The sequence below is a fragment of the Pontiella desulfatans genome, assembly GCF_900890425.1.
Lineage (GTDB): Bacteria > Verrucomicrobiota > Kiritimatiellia > Kiritimatiellales > Pontiellaceae > Pontiella > Pontiella desulfatans.
In genome coordinates this window covers 887,473-913,589 of the sequence record NZ_CAAHFG010000003.1, presented here as the reverse complement: position 1 = coordinate 913,589, position 26,117 = coordinate 887,473, and the positions used below count along the sequence as shown (strand labels likewise).

Annotated in this window: 17 protein-coding genes; all 17 read right to left on the bottom strand. The window is 52.8% G+C overall.

Features of this window, described 5'->3' with window-relative positions; translation table 11 throughout:
• Nucleotides 1-114: 114 nt before the first annotated feature.
• Nucleotides 115-1,491, bottom strand: coding sequence for an L-fucose:H+ symporter permease (gene fucP / locus E9954_RS24475; protein WP_136081899.1), 1,377 nt, complete (start codon nucleotides 1,489-1,491; stop codon nucleotides 115-117).
• A gap of 115 nt (nucleotides 1,492-1,606) precedes the next feature.
• A complete protein-coding gene (locus tag E9954_RS24470) occupies nucleotides 1,607-3,253 on the bottom strand; it encodes an alpha-L-fucosidase (protein ID WP_222847301.1) in 1,647 nt (548 codons plus the stop codon).
• 62 nt (nucleotides 3,254-3,315) lie between these two features.
• A complete protein-coding gene (locus E9954_RS24465; protein WP_136081898.1) occupies nucleotides 3,316-4,326 on the bottom strand; it encodes an SGNH/GDSL hydrolase family protein in 1,011 nt (336 codons plus the stop codon).
• Nucleotides 4,323-5,855: an alpha-L-fucosidase gene (locus E9954_RS24460; RefSeq protein ID WP_136081897.1), complete on the bottom strand. Its 1,533-nt coding sequence runs from the start codon at nucleotides 5,853-5,855 to the stop codon at nucleotides 4,323-4,325. Before E9954_RS24460 ends, E9954_RS24465 begins: the two co-directional genes overlap by 4 nt.
• Before the next feature lie 61 nt (nucleotides 5,856-5,916).
• A complete protein-coding gene (locus E9954_RS24455; RefSeq protein ID WP_222847300.1) occupies nucleotides 5,917-7,380 on the bottom strand; it encodes a sulfatase-like hydrolase/transferase in 1,464 nt (487 codons plus the stop codon).
• Between the two features lie 26 nt (nucleotides 7,381-7,406).
• Nucleotides 7,407-9,866, bottom strand: coding sequence for a hypothetical protein (locus E9954_RS24450; RefSeq protein WP_136081896.1), 2,460 nt, complete (start codon nucleotides 9,864-9,866; stop codon nucleotides 7,407-7,409).
• Nucleotides 9,867-9,940: 74 nt separating this feature from the next.
• Entirely contained in the window at nucleotides 9,941-11,455 is a 1,515-nt protein-coding gene (locus tag E9954_RS24445; protein WP_136081895.1) for a sulfatase-like hydrolase/transferase, read from the bottom strand.
• Nucleotides 11,456-11,458: 3 nt separating this feature from the next.
• Entirely contained in the window at nucleotides 11,459-12,010 is a 552-nt protein-coding gene (locus tag E9954_RS24440; protein WP_136081894.1) for a hypothetical protein, read from the bottom strand.
• A gap of 137 nt (nucleotides 12,011-12,147) precedes the next feature.
• Complete coding sequence (gene istB, locus E9954_RS24435; RefSeq protein WP_136078866.1) at nucleotides 12,148-12,930, bottom strand: IS21-like element helper ATPase IstB; 783 nt, start codon at nucleotides 12,928-12,930, stop codon at nucleotides 12,148-12,150.
• Nucleotides 12,927-14,417, bottom strand: a complete 1,491-nt coding sequence (gene istA / locus E9954_RS24430) for an IS21 family transposase (protein WP_136078865.1) — start codon at nucleotides 14,415-14,417, stop codon at nucleotides 12,927-12,929. Before istA ends, istB begins: the two co-directional genes overlap by 4 nt.
• 130 nt (nucleotides 14,418-14,547) lie before the next feature.
• Nucleotides 14,548-15,561, bottom strand: coding sequence for a family 43 glycosylhydrolase (locus tag E9954_RS24425; protein ID WP_136081893.1), 1,014 nt, complete (start codon nucleotides 15,559-15,561; stop codon nucleotides 14,548-14,550).
• On the bottom strand, nucleotides 15,558-16,799 hold the full coding sequence (locus E9954_RS24420; RefSeq protein WP_136081892.1) for a glycoside hydrolase family 117 protein: 1,242 nt from the start codon (nucleotides 16,797-16,799) through the stop codon (nucleotides 15,558-15,560). The genes E9954_RS24425 and E9954_RS24420 overlap by 4 nt, the downstream gene beginning before the upstream one ends.
• Nucleotides 16,796-18,019 (bottom strand): glycoside hydrolase family 117 protein, encoded by a 1,224-nt coding sequence (locus E9954_RS24415; protein WP_136081891.1) that lies wholly within the window; start codon nucleotides 18,017-18,019, stop codon nucleotides 16,796-16,798. Before E9954_RS24415 ends, E9954_RS24420 begins: the two co-directional genes overlap by 4 nt.
• 59 nt (nucleotides 18,020-18,078) lie before the next feature.
• Nucleotides 18,079-20,250, bottom strand: coding sequence for a right-handed parallel beta-helix repeat-containing protein (locus E9954_RS24410; RefSeq protein WP_168442571.1), 2,172 nt, complete (start codon nucleotides 20,248-20,250; stop codon nucleotides 18,079-18,081).
• A gap of 526 nt (nucleotides 20,251-20,776) precedes the next feature.
• Nucleotides 20,777-22,315: an alpha-L-fucosidase gene (locus E9954_RS24405; RefSeq protein ID WP_136081889.1), complete on the bottom strand. Its 1,539-nt coding sequence runs from the start codon at nucleotides 22,313-22,315 to the stop codon at nucleotides 20,777-20,779.
• Nucleotides 22,316-22,337: 22 nt separating this feature from the next.
• Nucleotides 22,338-24,191 (bottom strand): arylsulfatase, encoded by a 1,854-nt coding sequence (locus E9954_RS24400; RefSeq protein WP_136081888.1) that lies wholly within the window; start codon nucleotides 24,189-24,191, stop codon nucleotides 22,338-22,340.
• A gap of 7 nt (nucleotides 24,192-24,198) precedes the next feature.
• The gene (locus E9954_RS24395) at nucleotides 24,199-25,905 is read right to left on the bottom strand and encodes a sulfatase family protein (RefSeq protein ID WP_136081887.1); all 1,707 of its coding nucleotides are present in this window, start codon (nucleotides 25,903-25,905) and stop codon (nucleotides 24,199-24,201) included.
• Nucleotides 25,906-26,117: the final 212 nt, after the last annotated feature.

The following is a 26,117-nucleotide window of genomic DNA, read 5'->3' as shown; positions in this document are numbered from 1 at the left end:
GAAATGCTTTATCTCCAGATAAGAAAAAAGGAGCCCTGCCTTGGGCAGAACTCCTTTTACATAAAAGAATAAATTCGAACGATGCCGACAACTCGGGAAAGATGCGTATAGGTCTTATTTCCGGTGATGAACGGTGTAGGTCCGGAAGCCGAAGATCGCGATGATCACAAACGAAACGAACGGCATAAAGAACGAGGTGCTCACCGCGTTGAGCATACCGATGCCGTCACCATCCATAATTTTTCCCATGGCCAGAGGCATCGCTGCGCCACCGACGATCGCGAATACGAGACCGGCGGAACCCAATTTCGCGTCTTCGCCGAGTCCGTCCAGCGCGATGCCGTAAATGGTCGGGAACATGAGCGACATGCAGCCGGAAATACCGATAAGGCAGAGCAGACCCGCATAGTTTTGCAGGAAGATGGTGCAGAGCATCAGCACGCCAGCGAGAGCCGCGAGTTGCATGAGCAACTTGCCGGCCGAGAGATATTTCAGCAAGAAAGTGCAAATGAAGCGGCTGACGAGAAAGAGTACCATAGCGCCAATGTTGTAATTCTGCGCCTTTTCGAGCGTCATGCCCGGAACATTTTCCATCGCGTATTGAATTACAAACGTCCAGCAGGTGATCTGAGCGGCCACATAGAAGGTCTGTGCAATGACGCCCTCCCACCAGCGGTTGGTGGAGAAGAGACGCCTTGCGGTTTCAATCGGATGCAGTTGCTCGCCCTTATGCTCCGCTGCAGGAAACTTCTTGAAAACAAAGACAACGAACATAATCAAAACCACGACACCGAGAATGGCATAAGGGTTACGAATGATCGCGACATCGGCAACTTGATTCGCGGCGAACACGTCGGGTTGTGCGGCCTTAAACGCCGCGTAGGCCGCGGCCACCTTTTCATTGAGCTCCGCCGCGCCCATGGTCGCGGACTCGGGATGATCTGCGATCCAATCTGTGCGGAACTGGGAAGTGGAAAGCTTCGCAAGAATCAGCTTACTCGCCACCACCATACCCATCAACGAACCAATCGGATTGAACGCCTGTGCGAGATTCAAACGCTGGGTGGCGGTACGCTCATCGCCCATCGACAGAATGAACGGATTGGCTGTCGTTTCCAGAAACGCGAGGCCGAACGTGAGAATATAGAGGGAAACCGGGAACCAGACAAATTTCATGGTCACGGCCGCAGGAATAAACAACAGTGCCCCGGTGGCATACAACGTCAATCCCAACAGAATGCCCGCCTTGTAGGAAAACTTGCGAATGAACAATGCCGCGGGAATGGCCATAGTGGCGTAGCCCCCGTAAAACGCAGCCTGAATCCACGTACTTTCGGCATTGCTAAGTTCCATCACTCCCTTGAACGCCGCGACCAGCGGATTGGTAATGTCATTTGCAAATCCCCATAGTGCAAATAAACAGGTTACCAGAATAAACGAACCTAATAAGGCCTTGGATACAACTGGCGTTTTCTCAACTGACTCACTCATTTTCTTCCCTTTGGATTAGTTTTTACCTCATGAGACTTTTGAGCACATGGCGGTGCTAGATCTCATTCATTAAATGCCCTGGATACATTTTTTTTGACGGATAAAACACATAACTTTAACCATCCACCGAGATCGGATCCATTTTCTTCACCGGCACATCGGTTTTCACAGTATCCCAGCCATCTTTCGTTTCGATCTTGAACACCACTGCGGTTTTATTCGGTGCTTTGAAGGGCGTTTTCACCCGCAACCCCTCTTTGGTTACATTCCAGTCAATTTTCTCATCGGACGTCAGTACGGAAACTCCGGTTATTTTTGTTTTTCCGAGCAGATCTTTTGCGAGGCTTTTAATCAGCACATCCACTTCCGAACCGGCCCAGCCCAGCTGGATGGCATAGAGAGTATTTCCTTTGGTGGTGAAGCGGATGTTTTCTGCATTATAGTCCCCGCTCATCTGGGTAAAGTGCCCGCCATGCTCGGACGATGCGATACGCTTCGGGCCTTCCCCGAAGGTCACAAACGGCCGGGTGCCATAGATAGCTTCCCCGTTGGCCCGCAGCCACGTACCCATATCGAGCAGGGAACGGCGCTGGGCATCGTCTATAATTCCGTCCGCGGTCGGGGAAATATTCAGCAACAGGTTGCCGTTTTTCGAAACGATATCGATGAGCATATGCAGCATGGTTTTAGCAGACTTAATATCGAGCTCTTCGGTATAGGACCAACTGCCGGTTTTGGTCCACTGCCCGGCACTGATTGTATCGTCCGTCAGCCAGTTATATTCCGTCAGCTGATCCAGTCGGCCCTTTTCAAAATCAACCACGCCGACATTCTGCGGCAGGTCATGCTGTTTATAAGTGGTTAGCACTTCTTTGCCCCATTTTTCGGCAGCATTAAAATAGTAGGCGGCAAAACGCGCGCGGTTTTCCTGCGGCAGGCGGTCGAGCCAGGAATCGAACCAGATGATATCCGGCTGATAATTGTCGATTACTTCTTCGAGAATCTCATTCCACCATTCACAGAAATTTTCCCAGCCCATGGTGCCGTAGAGTTTCTGCAGCTCTTCGGAATCGTTACCCACCCGATCCGGAGCTTCGCGTTCAAGGTATTTCTGCCGGCCGTAATAATGCCAGCGACGTTGCTCCTTTTCCGGGGCATCGGCCGCGGCCTGCCCAACTTTGGCATGGTGAAACGTGGCCACAAATTTCATATCCCGCTTACGAATGGCCTGCGCCAGCTCTCCGACGAGATCGCGCTTAGGCCCCACCTGCTTCGCATTCCACGGCGTGACCTTGGAATCCCATAGGGCATAGCCATCATGATGCATCGCCACCGGGCCGGCAAATTTTGCCCCGGCCTGCACAAACAGCTCCGCCCACTCTTCGGCATCATAGCGTTCTGCCGTAAACTTCGGGAATAGATCGTGATATTCAAAGTCCTTCGGTTCGCCATAGGTGCGCTGGTGGAAATCATGTTCCCGATAGGTCTGGAACCCAACGCCCAGCATATAGTTTCGTTTATGCTGGTTCGGAACCGGTTTTTTACCGGAGGGATGCCCATACATCGTGCGCGGATAATGCTCATTTCCATAGGCTGGAACCGAATACGGCGCCCAATGGAAATAGATCCCGAATTTGGCATCTTTAAACCATTCCGGCGATTCATTTACCCGGGCCAGATCATTCCAGTCGGCTTTGTATTCCGCAAAGGCCGGCACAGCCGCAATGGCTGCCATCATTAAAAAATATGCACTTTTACTCATTCCGTTCCTGTTGGTTGATTCTACTTCTACAGACGTCGGGAAACGCATATTTTCTCAATATTCTATTTCAGGGCCTCAAGGATCTTCCCGGCCACCTGCTGGCCCTGCCGTTTCATGCCCGACGCTTCAAAATGAACATTGGCTGGTTTCTGGTCGGCGGGATGGGCTGCGGTAAGCGCATAGAGGTCATTCATTCCAATATCCGGATGATTTTTCAGCACCTCACGGGCAATTTGATTATATTCCATTTCTTCGCCCTTCACACGTCCGCCGGCCCCTTCAGGCACCACGGTGGTATTGGCCCAGATCAGCTTGGCACCGGTGGTTTCCAGACGTTGGAAATAGGCTTCGAGGTTTTTACGGTAGGCTTCCGGGCTGTTCACGGGTTCGCCCGAAATATCGAGCTGATTATTCACGATGCGTTTCATATCGTGCAGCCCCGTATTAAAATGGATTACATCCCACATTCGCTGCCCCATCCAATAATCAAACTGATTCAATGCCTTCTTCGAATCGCCCCCGTTTTCCGGAATGCGATACACGTTGCATTGACCTTTCAATGCTGCGCGAACATATGGCGTGTAGCCAATGGAGATGGAATCGCCGATCAGCAGCACGTTCGGAAGATCCGGATCGCACTCCACAAAAGCAAAGGTCGGCTGTTTTCTTGATTTCGGGGCCAGGGCCGCCATCCAGGTTGCTTTATCGGTATACAGTTTTGCGGGATCCAGTGCGCCGACCTGATATTCCGCGGTCGCTTTTGAAACCGCTCCGGCAGAATCTGTAACGGTTAGCTCGAAGACCGCCAATCCATTACCTTCCGGATGATAAATTGAATACCGCTTTACCGGCTCCAGTTTACCACCGCCGGAAACAATCCGATAGCTGTAAGTCAGTCTTGGGCCATCCTCGGCATCTTCCGCCGAGCCACGCAGAATGATCTGTTCAATGCCCTGCTCGCCCTGCAGCTGTTTAGCCACGAAGAATTTTTTAATGACCGGCGCTTCATTGGCATGCGCGGTGCAATGTATTGCAATGATGCACCAAATCAGCCCAGGCTTTATCTGCCTCACGGCAACACCCCTTCAAATTCAATCCGCACGGGATAGGCCATACCATAGGTCGGCTGATCCGGCAGGTTAATTTCCAGCCCCTGAGCAGTCTGCTTCCACTTCAACTCTCCTTCAACACCCAGCAGTCGTACCGATTTGATCGTCGACAGCTCAACGTCAGCCAGCGATTTAATCAGCATACGATCGCCAGGCCAATCCAGGGCGGTCGCGTAGAGCACCGTATTCTCTTTATTCCGCGTAAAACGGATATGTTCGCCGGTATAGACCGTATGATGATCGTGCTGAGCGCGCTGATCCTTCAGCTCCGGTCCCTCTCCAAATGAAGCATAGGGACGCGTCGAATAAATCGCTTCACCGCAGACCTTCAGCCATGCGCCCATGTCGAGCAAAGGCTGCTTGTATTCAGGCGGAACGGTGCCATCGGCCTTCGGGCCGAAGTTGAGCATCATCACACCGTTCTTGGAAACGGTATCAATCAGCGAATCGATCAACTGGTCGGCGGAGCGGTATTCATCTTCCGTCGAATAGCCCCAGGAATAGATGCTGATAGAGGTATCGGTCTGCCAAACATCTTTCTGGATGTCCGACATCTGCCGCCGCTCCAGATCGCGAACCCCGGCGTGGGTTGGAATATCATTACGTTTGGAACACAGCACCATGCCCGGCGAACCGAAGGTTCCCTTCCCGGTTTCGATGCCTTTGTTGTACAGGTAAGCGGCAAATTTTGCGTGGTAGTTCCCATCTCGCCATTCGGGTTTATTCCAGCCCCAGTCAAAGTAGTAGAGATCACAATCCGATTTATCCACCAGTTCGGTGGTGCGATCCCACCAGCGTTCCAGATAGGCTTCATCCACCACCCCTTCAGAATAAAAGTCGGCCAGTTCGGGCTGTGCTTTTCCGAATCCATTGCGATGATAATAGCCGAAGAATTCATAGTTCCAGGCAAAGTGATTGGAGACGCCGAACTTCAGGCCTTTTTTGCGGCTGGCATCCCGCATCTCGCCCACTAGATCACGCTTCGGTCCCATTTCCACGGAATCCCAGCGGGTCAGGTCTGAGTCATAGAGGGCAAAGCCGTCGTGGTGCATGCCCATCATGCAGAAAAACTTTGCGCCGGAATCGACCGCCAGCTGCGCCCAGGCATCGGCATCCCATTTTTCCGCCTTCCACAACGGAATCACATCGTGATAGCCAAACTCATTCACCGGACCGTAGGTCTTTTCATGAAAGGCCTTGGTCTTCATGCCGCGCGCTTCAAAATAGTCGCTTAATACCCGCCCTTTTTTATCCAGTCGGGTTTCACCTTTTTCTACACAATGAATCCAGCGGCCATACCATTCCGCCGCATGGTCGCCCCGGAAGGCGGGAACCGAGTAGACGCCCCAGTGCGGCCAGATTCCGAACTTGGCATCCTGATACCATTCGGGCACTTCATAGTTCCCCAGCGAATCCCAATTCGCATCATACGTTTTTCCAAAGGCTGGAAAAAGCACTCCGCAACCAATGACCACCAACATCCATCTCTTCATGTGCACTCCTGTTTAAATTCAATCATGAAACCCCGCGCACCCCGGACAGTTTGATGATCCACTACAACCATCCTGCATAGTATTCAGCAAGATCCAGCGGGTCGCCATTATCCTTTTGTTTAGAATGCAGCTTCTTTATTAGAGACGTAATGCGGCTCTTATTTTCCGCATTGAGGGCAAGATTTTCAATTTGATGCGGATCTTCCTTGGTATTAAACAGCTTCACGCTGCCCAGCAAGGGATAGAGAATCAGGGAATAATCCCCCTCGGCAATCATACGTTGTTCAAACTTGATCTTCTTGTCTTTACTGATGCTCGAAAACGCGCCGGTGATCACATCGTAATGTTCGGCATTCTGACCGCGTATCAGCGGCGCAATACTCTTGAACCCGACCGGCCGTTGCGCCTTCGCACCGCCTAGTTCCAGGGTGGTCGGCATAATATCCTGCAGATAAATCGGCGTTTCATTTTTTGAGCCGGCTTTCACATCGGGCCCCACCACAATGAAGGGTGGACACATGGAATGATCATACATATTCTGTTTGCCCATCATCCCATGTTCTCCGACCGCGAGTCCATGATCAGCCGTAAAGAAAATGTACGTATTATCAGCCTTACCTGAGGCATCCAACGCATCAAGAATTTTACCGATCTGTTCATCCATATGACTGATCAGGGCATAATATTCCTGCTTATGCAGTAAGGCCGCTTCTTCGGACCGGGGAAACGGCGCTATCTGTGCATCACGACATTGATCGCCGATACCGATGTCATTGGCTTCGGGATAGGTGGGTATAAAACTTTCCGGTACGCTCAGCTTTTCAGTCGGATACATCTCTACAAACTTTTTCGGAGCCTGCCGCGGATCGTGCGGCGCATTGAACGCCAGATACATGAAAAACGGATTATCCGATTGGGCTGCCTGTTCGATAAAACCGACCGACTCATCGGCCAGCACTTCGCTCCAATGTTTTCCGCCCTTCCAGAATCCTTCATATTTCGGATCCCAGGGTTTCCAGGGATTGGAAGGATCGGGGCGGCCATAGCCTTCCGGCGTCTGATTCGGCATGCCGGGTCGTTCGGTTCCTTTATATTTAAACGCGGCGTCAAAACTCGGTTTCACATGCCACTTGCCCGCGCCATAGGTATCATAACCGGCCTGCTGCATGCAGACCGACCAGAGCTTATCGTCGGTCTTGAGTTTGTTCTTTTTAAAGTCGTTGAAATACTGTTTGGCCTGCCAGATATTCATTCCCGTATTCAGCATGGTGCGGCTCGCAATACAGACCGCGCCGGAAAAGGAGCCCGGATTGTAACAATTGCTGAATGACATTCCGCGCTGGACCAGCCGGTCCAGGTTCGGCGTAAATATTTCATCGTTTCCGTGCGCCCGAATCGTGTCATACATCTGGTCATCGGCCAAAAAGAACAGGATGTTAGGCTTCTTTTCCTGAACGCCCGAAGCCCCCATCGCCAGGGATGCCAGACCAAGACCGGCCATAAATTTTCTACGTTGTATCTTCATACTGAGATAACTCCATAAACCGCGCACTATTTGACGCTAAAATGCCAGACCGGTCCTTTTACAAGCGTTCCATCACGTTCGGCATCCACCCGCCAGAACACCTGAGTCCCTGCGGGCAACGCCTTATTGAAGGCATATACATTCCGTTCATCTTTAAAGCTTCCCCGATAGGCCGGATCCAATTTTTCCGCCCTTTCCACCACTTCAGCTGATGTACCCACAAAGAGATGGTGTGTATCGGCCAGATATCCACCCAGCCACATCAACCCGCAATCAGGCCTCGCAGTCACCGTTCCATCCGGCGGAACCGGCGTCGACGCGTGGCTGAATTTATATCCGGGAATCCAATATACCTGCGCCCCGGCTTCATAGGCCCCGACACTCGGCGCCCGTTTTTTCCAGGCATTGGAACCGGTAAACGGGACCTCTTTCCAGAGCACATCATTTTCAGTGAGTTTTACTCCGCCTCCAATGAGGGCTGATCCCGTTTTCGGCCGGAAGTCCAGATTGGACGGATCCCTGAGCATGGACGATGGTTCTTCGAGGACGTTATTTTTCAGGATGGCCAGCACCGGCGATTTCTTTGGACCCCGCGCATGCCCGTCATCAAATTCGCCACCATTTTTACCGATCAGAGTGGGATGCGTATCAGGCACCTTGGTTTCCTTCAGCCAGTAATCCTCATCGGTAATCAATTTATTTTCGGTCGTACTTTTCTTAACGGCCGGCTTATCCCAGTCATAGTTTCCGGCCGACATATATTGAACAATATTATTCGCCACCACCGTCCGCTCATTTTTACTGGCCCAGCGCTTCATATTGAACAGCTCAAATCCGCCGCCGATCAGCGTGTTGTTATGCAACAGCAGGTCGTCCCCCTTCAGCGCAAAACCACCAGGGGTATTCCACGCGACATTATAACTCATTTCGCCGAAGGCATTGGCAAAGTCCGGATAACTTCCGGCATCAAAGCGATACGACCGTTTCGGATGATCATGTGACCAGTTGTAGCGGTAGATAAACTTTTCCCGTCCCCCCATCTGCAGGCTGGCGCCGTCATACTGCAAACCGCCGAAGCGGGAGATATTATTCAACTCATAGACCGAATCAATCCCGCCGCCTTTAATGCCCACTGAGGCGCCGACATCTTCAATCGTCACACGGCGCACCAATAACGGCCGGTTAATGCTCATGGATCGGGAATCCAGGCCCAGCGTCGTCTGTTGCGTGTGTTTTATTAAAACGTTATCAATCGACAGCCCCGCGCTGCGCCCTTCAAAGGCATTACCGTCGCAATAGGTAAAACTGCAGTTGAGCAGCGTATTGCCATGCATGACTTTTGAGCCGCGGTTATAGATCCGCGTCGTTACCGGCATATCAAAATTAGCGACCGAAAATTTATTATAGGAGCCGGTGATAAATGCACAGTCCTCCAGACGGCTGTCCGTACACTCATTCAACAGGGCTGCGGATCCATAAAACTTAAACCCTTTTATGATCAGGTTGCTGCATGCCGAAGCCGTCAGCAGATAGTCGCGTCGTTTTCCGCGTACGGAGCCTGGGGCCGGCTTTTTTCCATTCGGCGGAATAAAATAGAGAGTCTTTGTCGGCGCGTCATACCACCACTCCTCTTCAATATCCAGAGCCGGCAGACCCCACATCGAAAAATGGATTCCGGCATGACCGCTTTTTTCAAACTTTTTCGTGCCGCGCCCCCAGCCGATCCGGTTATTCAGAAATCCTTTGGCTTCAGATTGAATACTTCCGCTTCCGTTAAACGAGGTATCATATTCCAGCACGTTATCCCCGGCTTCATGCCCGGTGACCCGCGTGGCCCAACTGCCCCAGGTGTGACTCATCAGCACGACCGCATCTTTAAAACTAATCCCGGTATCGGCCAGCATTTCATCCCGGTGTGTCAGCTGCGAACGATCATAATGAATCCATTTTTCAGATTCCTCCAGGGTGTTTTCCGTGGGCAGGCCATCCAGCAACCGCCCCTTTTCACTGCCGACATCCGCCCGGCGCAATACCATATAGCGATCCAGCCGCCAGGGATCGTCCCAGCGCGCATTCGGCCAGCGCGCATCACTCATCAATCGTCCTTCATACAACAAGGCATGAATCGGCTCTGCGAGTTTGAGGCTGTAAACCGGCGTTTTAATCCGCTCCCATTGCGCCCCTTGAATGCGCTGGCCTTCCGCCGAATCCGGCGTAACCTTTTTCCAATCATTGGAAAGTTCGTCGGTTCCATCAAAAACAACGCCCGCACCGGGCGCTGCAGTGATGGTAATCGGAGCATCCGGTTTTCCCTTCAGCTTTTCAAACTCAACCGGATCCGCATAGCGGCCCGCCTCGAAATAAACGGTATCGCCCGCTCGGGCCTTCGCGATGATTTCATTCACATTCTGCGGGTTCACCCGCCATTTTGCGGCTCCGCAAAACAGCGGGACCATTACCGCCCCGATCCAAAAAAAGTTCTTCATGCTGCTCCAAACGTTTAGCTTTCAAACAAGAAACGTCCTTCCGCACGGGAATTATCCCATGCATGCATTTTTATTTAGAATGAAGGATCGTAGAAGCGATAGGCCATCGGCAGTTGCAGATGCCGTTCTTTCATTTTCGGATTGGTGTAAAACTTAAACCCTTTCCGCACCGATTCATCTTTCCAGAGCGGATCATCCCAGGAGTCGGGCAGTTGGGTTGGATGGACCTGCAACAAACGATCAAACTTTTTTCGTTCATCGGCGAACTCAGGATTATGCGTAATATTTTCATACCCGCGCCCATCCCAGGATTCGTTGGTTTTATAAAACCGGCCCTGCGGCTGATCATAAAGCGGACAGACCGCTTCGAGCATAAACTCCTTCGTCCGCACCAACCGCGTCGGCCCCGGAAACGAATAGATCGCCGGCTTGGTGGTTTCTGACTCGCCGGTCAGGAACGGCTTCAGGCTGGATCCATCTATGTTGTATTTTTCAGGAATGGTCGCGCCCGCAAAATCAGCCAACGTTGGCAGCACATCGGTAAAATCCATCAGCTCCGTGGTCATGCCTCGCTGTTTAATCCCAGCGCCCGCCACCATAAACGGCACATGCACGCCGTACTCGACGCCTTTGCCCTTGGCGGACGAGGTGGTGCCGTTGTCGGAGGCATAGAGTATGATGGTGTTATCCGCGATGCCCATTTCCTCCACTTTGGCAACGACCTTACCCACCAGTTTATCGGCATAGTTGACCTGAGCATGAAACATCTTCGCGCCCTTTTCGGTTCCCTTCTTAAAACTTTCATTGGTGACCGGCTCCCCCTGCGCGACCAGATCGGGTGTTGGACAGTGCGCGCCGTGCGGCAGCACCTGCGTGTAATACATCAGAAACGGTTGCTCGCCCTCGGCATTCGCCTCAATAAAATCGAGCACGTAGCCGTTGAAGATATCCGGACCATAATCCGCCATCGTGGTCGGCATAACCTTGTCGTCCTGAATAATACCCGGTTTCCAATATCTGGAAATTTTCGGTTCACCGGAAATCGCCGCGATTTCCCAGTCTTGATCCGGAACCAGTTTGTGGCCCAGCCGTTCTTCAAAGGGTTCCGGCGAAGCATCCCAGACACAGTAGGCATCCAGACCCAGAGCTTCCGCATCCTGCAACACCATGTAACCGCCCGGGTTGTGCCATTTCCCGCTCACCGCGACTTTATAACCGGCGTCTTTCAGAATACGTGTAAAATGCGGACGATTTTCCCTATTCGTTCCAATTCGGCCTTTCATTCCGGGTAGAAAGGCCAGCTTGTTATCGTAGGCCCCGTTGTTTACGGCATAGTTACCGGAAATTAGCATGGCCCGCGAAGGACCGCAAATCGCCTGCCCCCAGCAATGCGCAAACGCCACGCCCCGCTCGCCCAGCTTATCTATATTCGGCGTATTCGACTTTTCGCCCTTCTTCACATCATAGATGCCGAACTCTTCAAATCCCGCATCATCGGACAGGATAAAAATAATGTTCGGCCGCTTTGCAGCTTGCGTGCATACGACAATCAAGGACGTTAGAACAAATACCACCCGCTTTTTTAACATATTTTATTTCCCGGTTGTAAACTGCCACACCGGCCCTTCAATCATCCGACCGCTTGAATCCAGCGCATCGACCCGCCAAAAATACTGCGTGTTTTTTTCCAGTTTTTGGGGCGTCGCAACGTTGCTGCTTAAATCTTTAAACGCCGCTATCTGCTTCAGGTTTGATGAACGTGTTCCGAACATTACTCTGTGCCTGGTACATTTATAAGCCTCGAGAAACATCAGGTCGGCATCCAGAGGAACATTCTCTGCGCCGTCTTGCGGGACAGGTGTGGTTGCAACGCCTTGCCGTCGGCCGGGAATCCAGTAGCGCTTCGCATTGGATTCGTAAGCCCCGATATCGGGTGCCGCGCCCTCAAATTTTAAACCGGGAAAATTTAAAACCGGGCTGGGAATTTCGCTTTTCTTTACTGCTGCACCGGCATCAACAAGCGGCGAACCGGCTTTCGGGCGAAAATCATAATTGGCCGGATCGCGCAGGTATTTCCAGGAAGCGCCCGCTTCGCGCATGTTATGATCGGCTGTTCCCGGCAGCACGGTGGCTACCGGCATCATGCTGCCATCGGAACGCCTCCACCATTTCTTTGGTTTTTTATCCTGTAAACGCCGGTTGAAAAGTGCACCGGGCGGCGGCCCAAAAGTGTAACACTTTTTCGTTAATTACCCCGCTTCCTTGCGGGTGTCAATTGCTCCTACGGTTTCTTTGTTTTCTGCCGCTGTCCCCGGCGGCGCAATGAGTCCTGCAACCTGAAGCTTTCACCATTGGCCTCGAGGATATGGACCCGGTGGGTCAGGCGGTCGAGCAAGGCTCCGGTAAGCCGCTGGGAGCCCAGCACCTCCGTCCATGATTCGAAGGGCAGGTTCGTGGTCACCACGAGGCTGGTGCGTTCGTAGGCCCGGCTGACGACTTCGAAAAGCAGTTCAGCCCCCAGCTTGGAGAACGGAACGTAGCCGAGTTCATCGAGAACGAGCAGGTCGGAGCGCTCGAGTTGCTTGAAGAACCGGTCAAGCTGCCTTTCCTCCCGGCGTTCGAGCAACTGCGTGACCAGGGCGGTGACGCCGAAGAACCGCACCTTGAAGCCCATCTGGCAGGCGGCGAACGCCAAGGCGGTGGCGAGGTGGGTTTTTCCGGTTCCGCTGTTGCCGATCAGCAATACGTTCTCCCGCTCCTTGATAAACTCGCCGTGGGCAAGCTCCCGCACTAGCGGCTGGTTGATCGATGGCTGCTCCTCGAACCGGAAGCTATCGAGGGTTTTCACGACGGGGAAACGGGCGGACTTGAGCCGGCGTTCGGCGGCCCGTTGTTCCCGGTCATGAATCTCCTGTTCGATGAGCCGCAGCAGGTAGGTCGAGTAGTCGGCCCCTTCGGCCTGGCAGACCGAGGCCATCTTGCGGTGCTCCCGCAGGATACTCGGCAGCTTGAGCGTTTTGAGGTAGTGCTCCAGCAGTACGTGTGACGAGGTCTGTGCACTCATGCGCCCACCTCCTGTCCGAGCAGGCGATTGTAATCGGCCACATCTGCGCTGGCGACCTGCACGTGGCGTAGATGCTCGTGTCCATCCAGGTTGAACCGGGTGCATCGCCATTCCGGCCGGGGAATGAGGAACTGGGCAATGGCGTCTCGGGAGGAGGCCCCGCAACGCAGCCCCTGCTCAACGGCCCGGGCCAGTTCCTTGGGTGAATGCTTTTCGAGCAGACGCAGCACCTTGATGTACTCCCGGGTTCCTTCGCCATCGAGATCGGCCTCCAGCCTGCTGCGCAGATCCCGAAAGCAGGATGGCAGTTTCCAGTCTTCCAATGGCCGGGCGTGGTCGAGCCCGCCGGGCTTGCGTTCGAGCAGTGCGAGATAGTGCACGGGGTTGAAATGGACGCCGGCCTTGCCCCACAACCGGGGATGTTCGGCGATGCATTCATCGCCCCGGCAGACCACAATCCGGTCGATATAGCCCTTGACCACCGTTTCGTAGTGGGCGTAGCGCACGGGCACCGAATAATCGTTGCCGTCGAAACGCACGAGCGACAAGGAGCTGGCGGTGCAGGTTCGCACCCGGCAGGACTCGAACGGCACGACCGGCAGATCAATAAAACGGCCACGCTCATCGGCCAGCAACTGCCCCTTCGTTCCGTCCTTGCCCCGCAGTTTACGCCCAAGCTCCTCCCGGCAACGCTCTTCAAGCATGCGGTTGAGCTCATCAAAGCTACGAACCTCCGGCACCGGAACCATGAAGTTGGAACGAGTATAGCGCACCATCGATTCGACCACGCCCTTTTCGTTACCTCGGGCCACGTTGCAGAAGTGTTCCTTGAACAGATAGTGGCTCTGGAGCTGGAGGAACCCGTCGGTGAGCTTGCGTTGGTGGCGCTTCATCACCTTGGCCACCATCACCCGCTCGTTGTCGTAGCTGATACGGCAGGGTACGCCATCGAAAAAGGTGAAGGCCCTCACATGCCCATCCCAGAAAACCTCCGTGCAGATCTTTTCGTAGGCCTGCACATAAACCGCATCCGAATACGGCAGGCTCATCACAAAAAATGCGACCTTCCGAAGCTGGCCGTTTATTTTAGCGAGGGCATAGCCGAAATCCATCTGCGCCTCTCCGGGCCGATGGGCCAGCGGAATGTAGACATCCTTCAGACGCACCCGGGCGTTGCGCACGGCATCTTTCACCTGCGTATACCCGCCGGTGTATCCTTCCTCTTTCAGGCGATCAAAAATCCGCTTGGCCGTATGCCGTTGCTTTTTTGGCAACTCCCGGTCCTGCCGGAGAATCTCGTCGATCCGACCGAGAAACGGCCCGATCATGGGCTTCGGCCTCGGCTGGGCCATCCGGTATCCCGGAGGCTTGGGGTGCGCCAGAATCTTCTCCAGCGTCTTGGTGTGAATCCTGTACTCGGCCTTAACCTGTCGCTTGCTGACGCCTTCAACAAGCACCTTTCGTCTGATATCGGTCCACCATTGCATGTCTATGTACACTCCTTTACCTCCCGGTTCCGAAACGGTTAGGCAACCACGTTGCCCGATCCGTCCGGAAATCCGGAAGTTTTAGTTGGAGTGTTACACTTTTAGACCGCCCCGCCGCCCGGTGCACTTTTCAACCGGCGTTTACAACGGCCTTGCGATAGCCCTCCGACGGGTAGGCCCACCGGGAGCTCACGCCCCACAGCTCTGCTGCATAGGGCCTGGGCGGGTCGCCGCCATGAAGGGGGTTGTTGGGCTGCCAGAAACTCGACCAGTTCAACTCTTCAGCCATTCCGGTTCCCTTTCCAAACCGTTTGATGAGCGTGAACGTGAAGCCGTCTTCGGTCCAGTAGAACGCATGCTTGTGGTAGTTCATATAGATCAGGCCGTTCTTGTATTTCACCAGATTCGCGGAATGGCCGCCCATCAGAGGATTGCCTGAATACTTGGTGTAGGGCCCAAGGAGGTTATCCGAGGTGGCCACCCCGTTAAGAGTCTTGGTGCTGGCGAGCCCCTTCCCCTTGTAATATATGAACCATTTTCCGTTGAAATACTCGATGCGGGGGTTCGCCACAAACAGATGATCCCAGGCGTTCGAATCATCGATCTCCGGAGTCAGCAAAAGTCCCTCGTGGGCATAGGTCCACGGTCCATCCGGGGAATCGGCTTTGGCCATACCGACGACGTTAATGCCGCAACCTGTTTTAGTTGCCGGATCATGGGTTTTGGTTTCGGCCTGATAGCAGAGATAATATTTTCCCTCGGCGACCAGGATGTTGCAGGTGAACACGCTGTAATCATCATAGGCGCCCTCGGGGCCACGCTTTACCGCCGGCCCCTGCTCTTTCCAGTTTATCCCATCCGGACTGGTGGCATACCAAATATCGGCATCCAGCCATTTTGAGGTTGTGCTCTGGTTGCGTGTGTACCAGACATAATATTTTCCATCGACCTTGATAATGGAACTCGGATCGCGTCGGTTTATACCGGGCTCATAGCCCAGCCCTTTGATCGGCTTATAGCGGAAGCGGGTATACAGTTCGTTCTGACTGTTAATCCCATTCTGCCGTTTCGTTGCCGCACTCTGGTGTTCTTCAGCGAAAGAGATGGATACGGCGCACATAAATAACATCAACAGTCGCTTCATCGGATAGTCTCCTTGTCCAGTCGCTTGCGGCTTGCATCGATCTGCGCCTTTACGTTCGGCGCAAGTCGAACGCCCTGCTGCAAATAGGTCTGCTCGTTAAAGCGCAGGTTATTGCGTTTAAAAACCGGCACATCATGGTCCAGCGAAAGGTCACAATCGAAACGCGCCAGAATGGATTCATTGGCCGCACCGCCACCATCGGGATTGATATGGCAGAGCCCCCACGTAAATCCGCGGCCATCCCCTTTGCCTTCAAACGTCGTCGGGCAATACGGCCCCGGTGCGACCGGCGGAACCTGGATCATCGACATCACCTTGAAGTTTTCTCCGTCCGGCGACCACTGGATCGTATTTTTTTCCGGACCGTCCAACGCCACGAGCGCAGCCACGCCGTCTTTCCAGGCAAACATGCAGGTTTCATGCCCCGAATTGATTACCGGATTAAGCGTCGAAGCTTCAAACGGACCGAGTGGATTATCACAAAAAGAAACACCTTGCATACGCAGCACATATTCCGGTCCGCGCTCAATCGGCGCACCTTTGTAATAGATCAGAATGCGGCCGTTGTGCACCACAGGACAGGGATCGTTGATTTTAATATTGCCCCAGGTTCCTTCCGGGCTCGGTTCCACCACGTTTGCCGGATGATGCGTCCATGGTCCGTTCGGGGAATCCGCATAGGCCACGCGGACCGGGCAGTATTCCTGACCGCCTACCTGGTTATAGGCCTGAAAATAGAGATAATATTTTCCTTCCCAGACCAGAATACCCGGTGTGCAGATGGAACGATGCCCCTGCTCCGGCTTCGGCGGACGCCGTACGGCGGGTGCAGCATCCTCCACCCAGTCGATTCCATTCGAACTGGTGGCATGCCAGATATCCGCCAAATCCCAGTCTGTACCCGGTTGTGTTTCAGTCATCTTTTTCAATCCGACCGGCGGGCACTCGGTACGGCGGCCTGTGTACCAGACATGATAAATCCCATCGACCTTGATCACCTTGGTTGGATCCCGGCGGCTGACGTTCTTTTCCCGCTTAAAATTCAGTTCGGTATACTTAAAATTGGAATAGAGCTCATTGGCCCGGTCTTCATGGGGATTCCATTCGTCGTACAGCCGCTCCATGGCCGCACTGATCGGGAAGTCCGGCTTCTCATTAGGGATTACCGCCGGGAAAGGTTTCGTCTCGGCCACCACGACGCCTGCAACCATCAGCATAGGTAAAATCAGCGATCTCATTTTGCACCTCCTTCAATCTGCGTACTTAACCAACCGTTCATTTTGGTGCTCTTCTGGAAATAGGTTTCATCGTTAAAACGCAGGTTGTTGCGCTTGAAATATTGGCGGTCGACATCGAGCGAAAGGTCGCAGTCGAAGCGGGCGAGGATGGAATTATTGTTCCCGCTCTCCTTGTCCATAATATGACAAAGTCCCCAGCTGATGCCACGCCCGTCACCATTGCCCGCAAACGCGTCGTAGCAGAACGGCCCCGGCGCAACCGGCGGAATCTGGATGAGCGACTTCACCTCAAAATTGATGCCGTCCGGTGCATACTGAACCGTGTTCTTTTCAGCGCCATCGAGACTCACGATGGCCGCGACTCCGTCCTTGAACGGAAACATGCAGGTTTCGTGGCCGGAATTGATCACCGGATTGAGCGGCGACTTTTTAAATGGACCCAGCGGATGCTCCGCAATAGCCACACCCTGCGCACGGATGAGCGTTCCGTCGCGGCCGCCTTTTTGTGGCGAACCCTTATAGTAGAGGTAGATCTTTCCCTTGTAGATGATTGGATAGGGATCGTGTATAGCGTCGGAATCCCATTCGCCTTCCTTACCGAAATCAACCACCACTTTACCCAGTGGTTTCCAGGGACCGTTAGGTGAATCCGCTTCGGCCACGGTTACCGCCGCGCGATCACCGGCATTCAGACCGGGGATTTCATTAAAGCCTTGGTAGTAGAGATAATATTTACCTTCCCAGATCAGCACGTCTGTCGTGGAGATCGAGCGCCAGCCATAGCCCGGTTTTGCAAGGCGGGTAACCGCCGGTTTTTCATCCTCCACCCAGTTCCAACCATTGGAGCTCGTCGCGTGCCATAGATCGCACAAGTCCCAGTCAAAGGAAGGTATGGATTCGGTTGCTTTTTTCCCGACAGGAATGCCGGCTGTTTTTCGGCAGGTGTACCAGACATGATACACGCCATCGACCAAGATCACTTTACTGGGATCGCGACGTGAAATGGTGGCCTTCCGCTCCAACCCTTCAACCGGGGTGTATTTAAAGTTGGAATAGAGTTCATTTCCCCGGTCTTCGTGCGGATTCCATTGATCGTATAAACGCGCGACGGCCGCGCTTACGGGATAGTCCGGTTTTTCTTCGGGGATCAGCGCCGGAAATATTTCAGCAACTGAAATAATCGGTAAAATCGCGAGGCAACAGGCTGTTGCACGTTTCATAAAATGCTCCTTTAAAGGGTCTATATTCTATGAACGCCCATGGGCGCGCAGATTCCCACTTAAAGCACCGGTTTTTCCAAACGGCCCATCTGGTCAAACGGAATCGGCTCAAACCCTTTGACCTGTTTAAATACGGTAGCATCCTTGCGCAACATAAAGTTGCCATTGGCATAATCGACAAAACCCGGATCCTCCTGCGTGATCCAATTCCCTTTCGACCGCAGGTTCCCCGAATGATCGATCACGCCCGGTTCTTTCATGCGCTTCTGGAAAATCCCCTGCTGCAACGCCAACGAACTGGCATCGATATGAATTTCATGGTGGGGATGATAGAGCACATTATTCCAGATATCACTGCGCGGCCGGAAAAACTCTTCCTTTTCTTTCTTGGTCAGCCACGCCTTAAAATCGTCATACTTGTTGTAGGCAGTTTCCTTCACCTTTCCATCGCCATAGCGTTCCAAGGTCTGATTCCAGTAATCGAACCAGCGTTCTTCTTTTGGACGAGCACCCTGACCGTAAAGTTGCACACAATCGACCGCGATATTATTAAAGATCCGTCCTTCACCGCCGCCGTTGTTGTAGATTGGAGGCCGGCCGGCCTTCACCCCGACATTGTGAAAGAGGTTATGCGAAACCTCAACCCCCCACGAAAAGTTATCGGGATAGACCCCGATGGTAGGCACATCGTGGAAATAGTTATTGCGCACCACAAGGCCGCGACACTGTGGCTGTTCCCCGGTTCCTACATAGAGGGAGCCGCCGTCAAACTTATGGTATTTGGGGAGACTGTGAATTTCGTTGAATTCAATAACCACATCGTTCGCTTTCCGGAGAAGAATGCCAAAGTGGGTGGCGTCGTGGATCTCGTTGTGGGCAATCCGATGCCCTACTCCATAGGCGCAAACCCCCGCCTGCTGCGATTTTTGCTCCCATCCGAAATCATGGATCTGGCAGTTGACCACCTCGTTGTCGGCTGGTTCCAGCGTCGCGATCTTTCCGCCCCGGAGCCGGACCCCAAATGCACCGATCCCGTGGATATGCGAGTTGATAATCCGTACCTTTTCGGCATCGACGTCCACACCGCCGGCTGTAAAATTGGCCACCCGGCACTGATCCACCACCACATCCGAACTTTTACTTATTTTTAAACCGAGGTTCCGTCCGGTATCAAATTCCAATCCCTGGAACCGGATCGTATTCGCATTCGCGATGACTACCATCGGCTCCGCCAGCGAAGACAGGACAATGACGCCCCGGTCCTTCGGCGGATACAAATAGAGCAACCCGTTATTGCGATCGATGTAGTATTCCCCGGGCTGATCAATCTCTTCCGGAATATTTTCAAAATAGAAATGCGGCAAACGCACCGAAGCCCCCACACCAACCCCGCCCAACTCAGGATAAGCCAGTGTGATTTGCTTTTTGGCTGCATCGACTGAAGCCACCCGGTTATACGTCCATTCCCATGTCGAACCCAGCACACCATCGAGCCATACATTTTCAGCTTCGTTCCAATATTTCATGCGATCAAAGGCCACCTCGAAGGTTCCGCCATGGGATTCTTTGTTGCGGATGGAGCCTCCGGGATCGATCACGTTAGAAAGGGTTACTTCTCCCGGCAGCCGGACCTTTTCAATAATTTCCTGCACTTTGAGCTCATAGCCCCGGAGCGGCCGTTCTTCCGGCAGATAGTGCTGATACACCATATACGGACTCTCTTCACCGGCATTCGGCCAACGCGCCAGCGTCATGCGCTGCCCGCCGATATTAAGGGAAGCGGGCGGCACCCTGTCTTTCGGTTCATTGCTCCAGCCATGATGGCTGATTTGACCATAGTCCGTAATACCGTGTTTCTTCAGGTCGACGACTCGAATTCGTTTTCCAACCTTCGGATCAACCAAACGGGAGAGAAAACGGCGATCCTGAAGCGGTTTAAACCAGGCGGGCTCAATAATCTTTCCGCCGAAAAAACGGGGCTTCTCCCCATCGGCCGCGACAAACGAAATGCCCGAATCGACCTTGCCGAGGAACAGTCCCTCTTCCATCACATAGTCGCCCCCGCGCACCACCACCTTAAACGGCGGATTCTGCCCGGCCTTTTTCAGACGCCGGACCTCATCCCGAGCCGCTTCCAAGGATTGGAACTCTCCGCTCGGAGACACTTCAACAACCGACTCCGCCTGTGCAAAAGCTGAAATCAACAAACCTATCAGTAAAATATATTTCATACCCAAAGAAACGTACATCGCCGCCGGAAATCTCAAAAGAATATAAATTTCTATGAATGCAGGTTTTGTTTGATCCATCGCTCTCCTGCGGAAAGAACGCTGGTTGCATTCGCACCCAGTTTCATTCTTCAGGTAAGCGTTAACTGCACCCACTCCTTGGTGCAGCTCACGTTTACCCACTGCGGAGCATGGGAAACGTGCATTCCATCAGAACCTCTCCCGGAAATGGGACATGAATCGAATGGCACTTCCTTAAGCATAACTACCGCCCACTAAGGGAGCAGGCGAGCCGCCTGCGGTACAACTCGTTCCGCTGTCCCCAGTGGCTTTGGGACCCGCTAGAAGCGGGCGATACGGAAAAACGTGCCGCCGGCGGCTCGCCTGCCCGAAACAAAGCCAGAAACTGAGATACCCATGCAAACAGTGCTTAAGGAGGTGCCAATCGGACATGAATCTTTTATTTGTCCCTCAGATAAAAAAAGCGGCCCAACTGGTGAGCCGCTTTTCATCCACTATTTCGTGAACGCTATTTAACGCCGGTAATCTTCAGTGTAAAGACGTGGTTGCAGGGCAGTTTACTTGGATTGAGACGAGGCAGTTCGACTTCGATGCCGTTGCCTTCTTTTTCCCATTCCAGTTCACCATCGACGCCCAGCATGGTGACTTTGGATCCTTTGCTGAGTTCAATATCTTTAATCTCAAACTCATCCTCATCCGGCAGTTCCGTGATCATGGCGTAGACCGTATCGCCCTTGGCGGTAAAGTAACATTCCTTGCGCGCCTGGCCTTCTTTCGGATATTTGGCCATTTCAATGATCGGGTCCGGTACGCCGTGATGGAATTCCTCTTTGGTGTATTCCTTAATTTCACCCGCACTCCACTGGCAGTCCTTTTTCCAACGGCGCGTTTCGAAGATCGCTTCGCCATTCACTTCAAGCCATTCGCCGATCTGGATCAGACGATCTTCCATGACAATCGGAATACGGCCATCTGCGGTCGGTCCGATGTCCAACAGGAAGTTCCCGCCGCGCGATACAATATCGCAAAGCATATAGATCAGCAGCTCTCCGGTATTATAATCATCGAAGGTTTCTACCCGGCTGAAACCGAAGGATTTTCCAATGCCGCGGTTTTCTTCCCAGAGAATGCTAGGATCTGCAAAGCCGGATCCGTATTCCGTAGTAAAATAACCGCCGTGTTTCTTGCGCACCTTGCCCCAACGGTCGTTGATGACGACTTCATCTTTGTTAGGCGCGTGATTATAGAGCCAGGCTAACGCCGGCTTTGTGCCCCACTTGTCATCATCCATCCACCAGTCACCGTCGGAAAAGATCACCGCGGGTTCATACCTAGTCACGATATCCTTGATCTGTGGTACCATGACTTCATCAATATATTTCTTACGCCCCTCTTCAGGCAGATTCATCTTGCGCTTGGCCCCGGTGGTCGGTTGCTCGGCTTCCGGCCAGTAGGGATTAAACCAATCCCAGATGGAATAATAGAGTCCCATCTTAATGCCACCCTCGTCGCGCACAGCCTGGGTCAGATCGCCGACGAGGTCACGGCGCGGACCTGAATCGACCGAGTTCCAGGCCATGCCAAAACTCTTGGAAGCTTCCTTGCTCGGCCAGAGGCAGTAGCCGTCATGGTGTTTGGAGGTCAGTACCACATATTTTGCACCGCTGCGCTTGAAGACTTTCGCCCAATGCTCCGGCTCAAACATTTCGCAGGTAAACTGATCGCGAAAATCGGCATATTCAAAATCCTCACCATACACCCGGTTATGAAATTGCTGTGTGGCATCCGCCCGGCCGACAGCGGCAGCATGCTTACCGGACTGGTCACCGTCCTTGGAATGCCAGTACCATTCCGCATAGGTTCCGCGCGGCGCAAACGCCGGAACGGAGTAGAGCCCCCAGTGAATAAAGATGCCGAACTTGGCATCCGGGAACCATTGCGGGGTTTCGCGGGAATCGAGCGATTCCCAGGTCGGCTCATAGGTTTTCTCTGCAAAAGAGGCCGTAACGGCCGTCAGAGCCAATGCAGTAATCATCATTTTTTTCATTATTTTCTCTCCGTAAATCATTCTATTGGTTTTTGCCGGGCTTCGGCTCCCAGTTCCGGGTCGGATGATCCTGATCCAGTCTTTGCGGGGGGACGCGTCCATAGGATGGATCATAAACAGTAACCCCCATTCCCTCCGGTGTTTGCCATCCGGCTTTCGGCTGATGGGTGATATATACATAATACGGCGTAGCTTCGCGGCCACCGCCGATGAATAAAGGCGACAGTTCCACCAGCCCCTTTTTCAACTTCACGTTAAAGGTCACCTCTTTGGCGCCCTCAGGGATTTCCCTGGTTTTATCCACATCGGCAACACGCATACGCGCCTGCTTAAAATCGAATCCTTTATACCCATTGGCCGCATTGATCGGCTTATCGGCTTCGACCGGCCAGCGGCGCAGTGAAATTTCATATTCTCCATCACGAACCACCTCCACCGCCCAGTGGGCCGGCTTGGCCATGGCGCCATGCATGATGTGCGGCTGATACCATGGCACATTCGCCGTCAGCCAGTCGTGTGAGGACAGGGCCACCACCGGCGATTCATCCGAACCGATTTTCATATAGCTGGTCAGGTTATGTTCACTGGAAACATCCTTCCAGAAGGTTTCATACTTTCCGCGCAGCTGTTCAAAAACTTCGGGATGCTGGTCTTTCACATCCGTCACCTGACCGGGGTCGTTTCGGATATCAAAAAGTTCTTCTCCGTTCACCAGCCGCCATTGATCGGTCATTACGGCACTCTTGCGCCATTTTATCGGATCGACCACCCGTTGGGATTCCACAACCAGAGAGCGATCCGGCCAATGACTTCCATCGGAATAGAGCAGGTCACGGATATTGGTTCCGTCAAATTCGAGTTCCGGTGCTTCCAATCCGCAGAGATCAATAAACGTAGGCAGCATATCAAGATGGGCCGTCAGCTGTTTCACACTTTTACCGGCCGGAATTTTTCCGTCGGGCCAGCGCATGATAAACGGCACACGATGACCACCGTCATACTCCGAATTTTTCTGACCGCGCATCCCGGCATTAAAACCGACGCCTTTATGCAGTCCGCCGGAGGTGCCGTTATCCGTGGTAAAGATCAGAATGGTGTTATCGGCAATACCCAGCTCATCCAGGCGCTTCATCAGTTTGGCCATATTGTCATCAATATTGGTCACCATACCGTAAAACTCGGTGCGTGATACGCCCTCTTTCCCTTCGTAGGGTTTGGTATATTCCTCCGGACAATAAAACGGGCCATGGGGTGCATTCGGCGCAATGTAGGCAAAGAACGGCTGATCCTTTTTAACATTGTCCTCGATGAAGGCGATGCCCTCCTCAAACCAAACATCCGTGCAGAACCCTGTAAATTTTTGCCAGGTTCCGTTTTTCATGTAGCTGTCATCAAAATAGTCATTTCCCCAATAATCCGGTGCCTGACCGACCCCGCCGGCGCCATGATAAACCGTATAGGTGAACCCACGATCTTCCGGACGGTAGGGATAGCAGTCGCCCAAATGCCACTTCCCGAAGATGCCGGTTTCATATCCATTATCTTTAAAAATATCGGCCATGGTAACTTCACGTTCCCGCAGCATATTGCGCCCCTGCACCGTATGCCATACCCCGACCCGGGCAGAATAGCGACCGGTCATGAGGGCTGAACGCGTCGGCGCACAGGTGGGGTCCACATGATAATTATCCAGCTGTATACCCTGAGCGCGCAGGCGGTCAATGTTCGGCGTCTGGATGACGGTGTTGCCATTGCAACCGAGATCGCCATAGCCCTGATCGTCCGTAATCACGATCACCACATTCGGCTTTTCAGCGGATGCAGCTACTGCGCCGAAAACAAGCCCTGTAACAACACATAGTTTCAGTATGTTCATCCTATCCCTATTTTTTCTTTTTCGGCGTACGCTTCACATTATGTGTCCAGGTACCGTCTTTATGCTTCTGCACCATCTGGTTGGAAATTTCGATCGCGCGGATCCGTTCGGCTACGCCATATTCCCAGAATTCATTGATCACCTTGTTATACGCAAATTCAGATCCATCCACTTTGTACTGTTTCCGCAACGCCTTCAAATCATCTTTCAGCTCCTGAACCACTTCAGCATATTCCGGATTGTCGTATACATTGTTGTTTTCAGATGGATCCTGTTTCAGGTCGTAGAGTTCCCAGGCAGGCGGGGTGTCGGGCTCAGACTCGCCCTTCCATCCGGTTCCATAAAACAGGATCAGTTTATAGCGCTTGGTGCGGATGGCGATGTGGGCCGGATTATCATGGGCCGACATATGCATCTGATAATGATAGTACGCGGCCTTTTTCCAATCATTGGACTCTTTGCCTGTTTCGATGATACTTTTAAAACTGCGCCCCTGCATATAGTCCGGCGTTTCCACGCCGGCAAACTCGAGCATCGTCGGTGCATAGTCCACATTTTCGACCACCGCGTCGGTACGGCTGCCCGCAGGAATGGATTTCGGATAGCGTACAATAAACGGCATGCGCATGGATTCTTCATAAGCCCAGCGCTTGTCAATATAGTCATGCTCGCCGAGATAGAACCCCTGATCGCCGGTATACATAATGACGGTATTATCATAGAGCCCTTCCGCCTTCAGGTAATCAACAACACGCTTGAGGTTGTCATCCACCCCCTTTACACAGCGAAGGTAGGCTTTCAGATAAAGTTGGTAAGCCTGACGTTTGATATCTTCATCATTCAGGCTGTGATCCATCTTGTCGGCCCACGGCGTTTTTTCGTCCTCGGCATAATTCCGGCGCAGGTTGCGGCGACCGACCGACGTTCCAATGTAGGGCAGCAGTTCATCGTTGTGACCGCGTGTCGCAAGCGATCCGTTGCTTTCCCGTTTCCAAAGATTGGAAGGTTCCGGAATTTCCACATCTTCGAGATAGCTTTCATACCGCGGGGCATATTCAAAATAATCGTGCGGGGCTTTAAAATGCAACTTCAGGAAAAACGGCTGATCCGGATCGCGTTTTTCTTTAAACCATTCCAGCGCGGAATCCGCAATGCAGTCGGTAGAGTGGCCTTTCATCTCCACGGCACCTTCAAAGGTTTTCCAGGGTTTATTGCCCCAGGTCATCTGCCGTTTGATCACACCGGTCGCTCCGGTTTCAAAAAAGAATGGATCAAAGTAGTCCCCCTGCCCCTGCAGGACTTTGTAGTAATCGAATGCGGTCGGAAGCGCCTTGAGATGCCACTTACCGATGACCGCTGTCTGATACCCCGCCTTTTTCATTTCATGGGCCAGGTACTGCTTTTCCTCCGGCAGCGGATCGTTCAGCGTGGGACATCCATTAATGGAGCTGTATTGCCCGGTCATGATGCAGGCGCGGCTTGGGGTACAGATGGCATTATGGCAGAAGGCATTTTCCATCACCATGCCCTCTTCGGCCAGTTTATCGATCGTCGGCGTCGGATTCAGCTTCGCCAACCGGCTGCCGTAGGCCCCGATGGCCTGCGAGGTGTGGTCATCCGACATAATAAAGAGAATATTCGGTTTTGATGCCCGGGCATTCCCACCGAGCATTGCAATGACCCAAACTACTAAAAGAAATTTAATCGTATTCATCCTGATCCCTTATTCAATATTGGATGCCTTTTACCGCATCTATTCAAAAGACGCCCCCAAAACGGAGTTTTCTCAATAAAATTAACTGCGCGGAAATGGCGTAATTTGACGAAAAAAGCTCCCTCCGGGAATCAAAACCTTTTGACGCGAGTTGCCTCAAATTAAATGACACCGAAGCATCCGATAGGATGCGGGCGGAAAGGATTCGTTGA

Excerpts from the sequence above, each read along its gene's own strand:
- istA (WP_136078865.1), bottom strand. The coding sequence starts at position 14,417 with ATGCAATGGTGGACCGATATCAGACGAAAGGTGCTTGTTGAAGGCGTC.
- E9954_RS24455 (WP_222847300.1), bottom strand. The coding sequence starts at position 7,380 with ATGAAGATACAACGTAGAAAATTTATGGCCGGTCTTGGTCTGGCATCC.
- E9954_RS24420 (WP_136081892.1), bottom strand. The coding sequence starts at position 16,799 with ATGAGATCGCTGATTTTACCTATGCTGATGGTTGCAGGCGTCGTGGTG.
- E9954_RS24395 (WP_136081887.1), bottom strand. The coding sequence starts at position 25,905 with ATGAATACGATTAAATTTCTTTTAGTAGTTTGGGTCATTGCAATGCTC.
- E9954_RS24410 (WP_168442571.1), bottom strand. The coding sequence starts at position 20,250 with ATGAAATATATTTTACTGATAGGTTTGTTGATTTCAGCTTTTGCACAG.
- fucP (WP_136081899.1), bottom strand. The coding sequence starts at position 1,491 with ATGAGTGAGTCAGTTGAGAAAACGCCAGTTGTATCCAAGGCCTTATTA.
- E9954_RS24450 (WP_136081896.1), bottom strand. The coding sequence starts at position 9,866 with ATGAAGAACTTTTTTTGGATCGGGGCGGTAATGGTCCCGCTGTTTTGC.
- E9954_RS24445 (WP_136081895.1), bottom strand. The coding sequence starts at position 11,455 with ATGTTAAAAAAGCGGGTGGTATTTGTTCTAACGTCCTTGATTGTCGTA.
- E9954_RS24400 (WP_136081888.1), bottom strand. The coding sequence starts at position 24,191 with ATGAACATACTGAAACTATGTGTTGTTACAGGGCTTGTTTTCGGCGCA.
- E9954_RS24405 (WP_136081889.1), bottom strand. The coding sequence starts at position 22,315 with ATGAAAAAAATGATGATTACTGCATTGGCTCTGACGGCCGTTACGGCC.
- E9954_RS24470 (WP_222847301.1), bottom strand. The coding sequence starts at position 3,253 with ATGAGTAAAAGTGCATATTTTTTAATGATGGCAGCCATTGCGGCTGTG.
- E9954_RS24460 (WP_136081897.1), bottom strand. The coding sequence starts at position 5,855 with ATGAAGAGATGGATGTTGGTGGTCATTGGTTGCGGAGTGCTTTTTCCA.
- istB (WP_136078866.1), bottom strand. The coding sequence starts at position 12,930 with ATGAGTGCACAGACCTCGTCACACGTACTGCTGGAGCACTACCTCAAA.
- E9954_RS24440 (WP_136081894.1), bottom strand. The coding sequence starts at position 12,010 with ATGATGCCGGTAGCCACCGTGCTGCCGGGAACAGCCGATCATAACATG.
- E9954_RS24415 (WP_136081891.1), bottom strand. The coding sequence starts at position 18,019 with ATGAAACGTGCAACAGCCTGTTGCCTCGCGATTTTACCGATTATTTCA.
- E9954_RS24425 (WP_136081893.1), bottom strand. The coding sequence starts at position 15,561 with ATGAAGCGACTGTTGATGTTATTTATGTGCGCCGTATCCATCTCTTTC.